The following is a 4,971-nucleotide window of genomic DNA, read 5'->3' as shown; positions in this document are numbered from 1 at the left end:
ACAACTGTACATTTTTATGTTAGCACTTATAAGTGGACAGATGAAGCGGAAAGCAATCGAATTTTTACATCGGTTTACTCCCGATGGTACGAGAGGACACATGAAGTGAAAAATCAACTGATTTCCTGCTTCTTGCCACTCCTTATTATCTAATTTACGAGGTGAGAAAATGAATCAATCAATCTTTAATGTTAAAAATTTATTATTAGCTATTTTATTCATCGCCATTGGTACTACCAGTTATTTTTCAGCTGATACCGAATGGGTAACGAATATTAATACACAGACGATTGAGACCTTAGATGAAAAGAAAGAAACAGTAGTAGCTTTGACTGCTTTAGCTGGCACGACCTCTACTGCGATTACATTAATCCCGGGTGATGTTGGTGGACCGGTCGCACAAAACATTGCCGATATTGCCGATTATTTATTAATTGTATTTGCGGGTATTTGGCTGCAAAAATATTTCTTATCGGTGACACCTTTAGTGGCATTGCAATGGTTAATCCCTTTAGCTTGTGGTGCATTGCTACTCAATTTAGCGATAAAAAGCGACCGTTTGAAACGCTTGGGTATGCGCGTTTTCTTAATGGGGATTATGATTTTTACTATAATCCCAGCTAGTGTGGGGATTTCAAATAAAATAGAAGAAAATTATCAATCATCAATTGAACAAACATTTGAACAAGCCGAGTCGGTAAATAAAGAAGCCACTCAAGATAAAAATCTATTTGAACAAATGACTACCGCAGCGACCGATCTAATGGCCAAATTTGAACGAAGTCTGGGTAATATGATAGACTCTACTGCTGTTTTAATTATTACAACATGTGTGGGCCCCATCTTAGTATTCTTTTTTGGAATTTGGGCGACCAACCTAATCATGGGACTCAATTATGATATTAAAATGCCAAGAATTGGCGCATTTCGTAGAATAGCAAAATAATGATAAACTGCAAAATGATGGTAATTTAACTAAACTAGATAATATTAGCTAACTGCTTGAATATTAATTGTCAGAACATTGGTTCAATGACATCAAGCTGTGTCTTAATGATAGTGGACAAGAAGTAGGGAAATAATTAATTTTCTACATCTTGTCCATTCTTTTTTATTGTAAGTATCAAAAGAAGACTGAGATTATAATAATCAATCGTAGCATCTACTAATTTAACAGTCGTTACTATTTGTTTTAAATAAGGAAACGATGAGTGATTTTGCCAATTCCGAATTAGAAATTATTCGTATCTTGTTTAGAATTAGTTATAATAGAAGCAAGTAATCTTAATAAGGAGCGCATCATGAATAATTATTTAACATTTTATCAACGGATAGCCAGTTTTTTTAACAGGCATCCACTATTAAAACTAGTGGTTATATTTTTAAATCAATCTATTACGACCTTTATGTACATTCTTTACCCTGGTTTATTATTGTATTTTTATTTAATTGATTTACCTATCAGTGAGTGGGGACTGATGGTGATTGTGCCGGGGATTAGTTTTGTCTTGTTGTCCATATTTAGAAAAGTAATCAATGCCCCTAGACCGTATGAGGAGTGGCCTATTCAACGTTTAATAAAGCGAGAAAAGGTCGGTGAATCATTTCCCAGCCGCCATGTATTTTCAGCCACGATGATCAGCATGTGTATTTTAAAATGGCAACCAATATTGGGGTTGATTTGTTTAATATTAAGTCTTATATTAGCGTTTTGTCGGGTGGCGGTAGGGGTTCACTATCCTAAAGATGTAATCGTTGGTATTTTAATTGGCTTATTATGTGGCAGTTTGTTGTTTATTTTGGGGTAATGATACAAAGATTGAATGCGTTCTATTTGTTGTGAAAAGTTAAAAGACTTATACTGTAGATAACAATGAATAATGGAGGTAACAAGATGACTGACTATATTAAACCGACTGTATGGCAATGGGAAGATGAAAACGACAACCGTTCAGGAAATCGTCCCACAGCGGGCGCTCGTTTTGAACAAACACTGCCTAAAGGGGATGCTCCCTTACAAGTTTATTCACTAGGGACACCCAATGGAATTAAAGTCGCGATTATGCTAGAGGAATTAAAAGCCTTAGGTATTGAGGAAGCGAATTATGACTTGTTCAAAATTGATATTGGAAAAGGCGACCAATTTGGTAGTGATTTTGTCAAGATTAATCCTAATTCTAAAATTCCTGCCATGTTAGATTATTCTGAACCAACACCGCTTCGTGTTTTTGAATCTGGTTCGATTTTATTATACTTAGCTGAAAAATTTGGACATTTCTTACCTGAAAATCGTGCAGAAAAAACCGAGTGTTTGAATTGGGTATTTTGGCAAATGGGAGCCGCGCCATTTGTAGGTGGCGGTTTTGGCCATTTTTATAACTATGCACCAACTGCACAAGAATATCCAATCAATCGTTATACGATGGAGACTAAACGTCAATTGGATGTCTTAGATCAACACTTAGCACAACGAGATTATATGGTCGGTGACGAATATACCATTGCCGATATGATTATCTGGTCATGGTATGGACGCTTAGCGCAGGATAAATTATATGATGGTTCATATGAATTTTTAGAGATGGAAGGTTATCAGAATATTAAAGAGTGGACTGATAGAATAGCTGCTAGACCTGCTGTACAAAAAGCATTGTCAGTAGAATATAATGAAATTTAAGCGGATTGCAATATTGGAACTGTAATTCAAAGAAAAGTGTAAATTATTGCCAGTAAACGTATTGTGCCTGTTAAATGCCGTTTTCACATTAAGTAAGTGTCAGTAAATGACGAATTAAGATGGAAACAATATTGTATGGATAAAGATAATAACGTATAAGCAAAAGGTTGAGGGGAGAATTTATTGAAAGTCGGATTATTATTAGAAGGTGGTGCGATGCGAGGCATCTATACGGCTGGAGTCTTAGATGTGATGATGCGCCAAAATATAAAAGTCAATGGTATAGTAGCTGTTTCGGCCGGCGCCTTGTTTGGAGTTAATTATCCATCTCATCAGATTGGACGCACTCTTCGTTATAATTTAAAATATTTAAATCACCCTCAATATATGGGCCTCTCTAATTTATTAAAGACTGGCAACATTGTGAATAAAGATTTTGCGTATTACGAAGTGCCTTTTCGTTTGGATCCCTTTGATCAAAAAGCGTTCTATCAATCCGGCATTGATTTTTATGCAACAGTGACGAATCTCTATTCTGGTAAAGCGGAGTATATTAAAATAACGCATCCTTTAAACCAAATGGAAGTGCTACGTGCCTCATCTGCCATGCCATTAGTCTCGCAAATCGTTGACCTTAATGGTATGCCTTATTTAGATGGGGGAATTGCTGATTCCATTCCAATTAAGAAGATTTTGTCGATGGGATATGACAAAGTGATTGTGGTTTTAACGCAACCAAAGGGCTATCGTAAAGAAACAACTTCATCACGATTATATGAAATGATTTATCGCCGGTACCCCAATTTTGTGGATACTTGGAAACAACGTGCAATGAAGTATAATCAGAGTTTAGATTTAGTAAATAAATTAGAAGAGGAAGGCAAGGCTTTTGTGATCCAACCTTCTAAAAAGATGCATATTGGTCGGTTAGAGAAAAATGCTCAAGCATTAACAGCGATGTATCAATTAGGAGTCAACGATGCAACAACAAAATGCGGATCGTTGAAACAATATTTATTTAAAAATTAATTTATAATCCCAAAGGACTTAGGCGAGAAGGTTGCTAAGTCCTTTTTTTACAACCCTTTTCATTTTGTTAGGGAATTGTAATATGGTAAACAACCCTAAATATTTAGAATATGCTACAATTATGGTATATATTGTTTTGTTGCTAGTGATTATTATGGGGGACGAATAATAAAATGGGAAATAAAATTTTGAAGAAAAGTAAAGGGAAATGGATTGCAGTTTCAGCATCTGTTTTGGCGACGATGACTTTAAGTACTCATGTCCAAGCTGAGGAAGCGGTGAATAACGATGAAGTCGTTGTTGAGACGGTAAGTGAAGAGGCTAATGCTGAAGTAGTTGGGGAGACTGTAGAAAATGAAGCTGAAGTCATTGAAGACACTGATACAACTGCTGAAGCTGTGTTGACAGTTGAAGAGAGTGAAGTCGTTCAAGAATCAAAATCGACTGAAGCGAATTCTGAGCAAGTTGAGTCGACAGAAGTTTCAGTAGAAGTGACCGGTGATGAAACATTAGCTGCTGAAACAGAGGAAGTTGTAACAGAAGCAACAACGAATGAATCTGTTAAAGCAGAACATGCGCAAGTAGAAAAAACAGAAGAAAGTGTTATTCGTAAATTTAACACACCGACTGTATCGCCCGTTTCGCCAACAGTAAAAACATATCAAATAGTTTCAGGCGATACCTTATGGAAGATAGCAAATCAACATAAGGTAAGTGTTGCGGATTTATTGAACTGGAATAAATTAACGAGTAATATAATTAGAGTCAATCAAAAATTAATCGTTTCTAAACCTACAACACAAACGACACAACCCGTTGAAAAGCCGACTGCTCCAACAAAGCCAGTTGAGGAAAAACCGGCAGAAACGACTAAACCGGTAGAAACCAAAACAGTAACGAAGACAACGAATTACACGATTAAAAGAGGCGATACCTTAAATCGAATCGCTGCACAACAAGGCGTGAGCGTTGAACAATTACGTCAATGGAATAATATTTCGGGTCACCTCATCTATCCAAATCAAAAGATTATTGTCAATAAAGTGACGACAACGCAACCGGTAGAACCGACTAAACCGGAAGAGAAACCAACTACACCAACGAAACCAGTTGAAGACAAGCCGGCGGAAACAACTAAACCGGTTGAAACCAAAGACAACGAATTACACTATTAAACGAGGCGATACCTTAAATAGAATCGCTGCCCAACATGGTGTGAGTGTTAATCAATTACGTCAATGGAATAATATTTCAGGTCACTTAAT

General features: G+C 36.4%; 4 protein-coding genes and 3 pseudogenes. All 7 read left to right on the top strand.

Annotated features, from left to right (window positions below; all coding sequences use genetic code 11):
• The first annotated feature begins 169 nt into the window (after positions 1-169).
• A complete protein-coding gene (locus HMPREF2811_RS07600; RefSeq protein WP_071408814.1) occupies positions 170-946 on the top strand; it encodes a hypothetical protein in 777 nt (258 codons plus the stop codon).
• A gap of 355 nt (positions 947-1,301) precedes the next feature.
• A complete protein-coding gene (locus HMPREF2811_RS07595; RefSeq protein WP_071408813.1) occupies positions 1,302-1,808 on the top strand; it encodes a phosphatase PAP2 family protein in 507 nt (168 codons plus the stop codon).
• Positions 1,809-1,894: 86 nt separating this feature from the next.
• Complete coding sequence (gene yghU / locus HMPREF2811_RS07590) at positions 1,895-2,677, top strand: glutathione-dependent disulfide-bond oxidoreductase (RefSeq protein WP_071408812.1); 783 nt, start codon at positions 1,895-1,897, stop codon at positions 2,675-2,677.
• A 183-nt stretch (positions 2,678-2,860) separates the two neighbouring features.
• Positions 2,861-3,706, top strand: coding sequence for a patatin-like phospholipase family protein (locus HMPREF2811_RS07585; protein ID WP_071408811.1), 846 nt, complete (start codon positions 2,861-2,863; stop codon positions 3,704-3,706).
• 173 nt (positions 3,707-3,879) lie between these two features.
• Positions 3,880-4,479: pseudogene (locus HMPREF2811_RS11945) on the top strand (LysM peptidoglycan-binding domain-containing protein); the annotation flags it as partial.
• Positions 4,480-4,611: 132 nt separating this feature from the next.
• Positions 4,612-4,756, top strand: a pseudogene (locus HMPREF2811_RS11940) (LysM peptidoglycan-binding domain-containing protein); the annotation flags it as partial.
• A gap of 108 nt (positions 4,757-4,864) precedes the next feature.
• A pseudogene (locus HMPREF2811_RS11935) lies at positions 4,865-4,971 on the top strand (LysM peptidoglycan-binding domain-containing protein); the annotation flags it as partial.

Source organism: Globicatella sp. HMSC072A10, from assembly GCF_001811625.1.
Classification (GTDB): domain Bacteria; phylum Bacillota; class Bacilli; order Lactobacillales; family Aerococcaceae; genus Globicatella; species Globicatella sanguinis.
The sequence above is the reverse complement of the archived record's forward strand: the minus strand, read 5'-3'. Positions and strand labels throughout refer to the sequence as shown.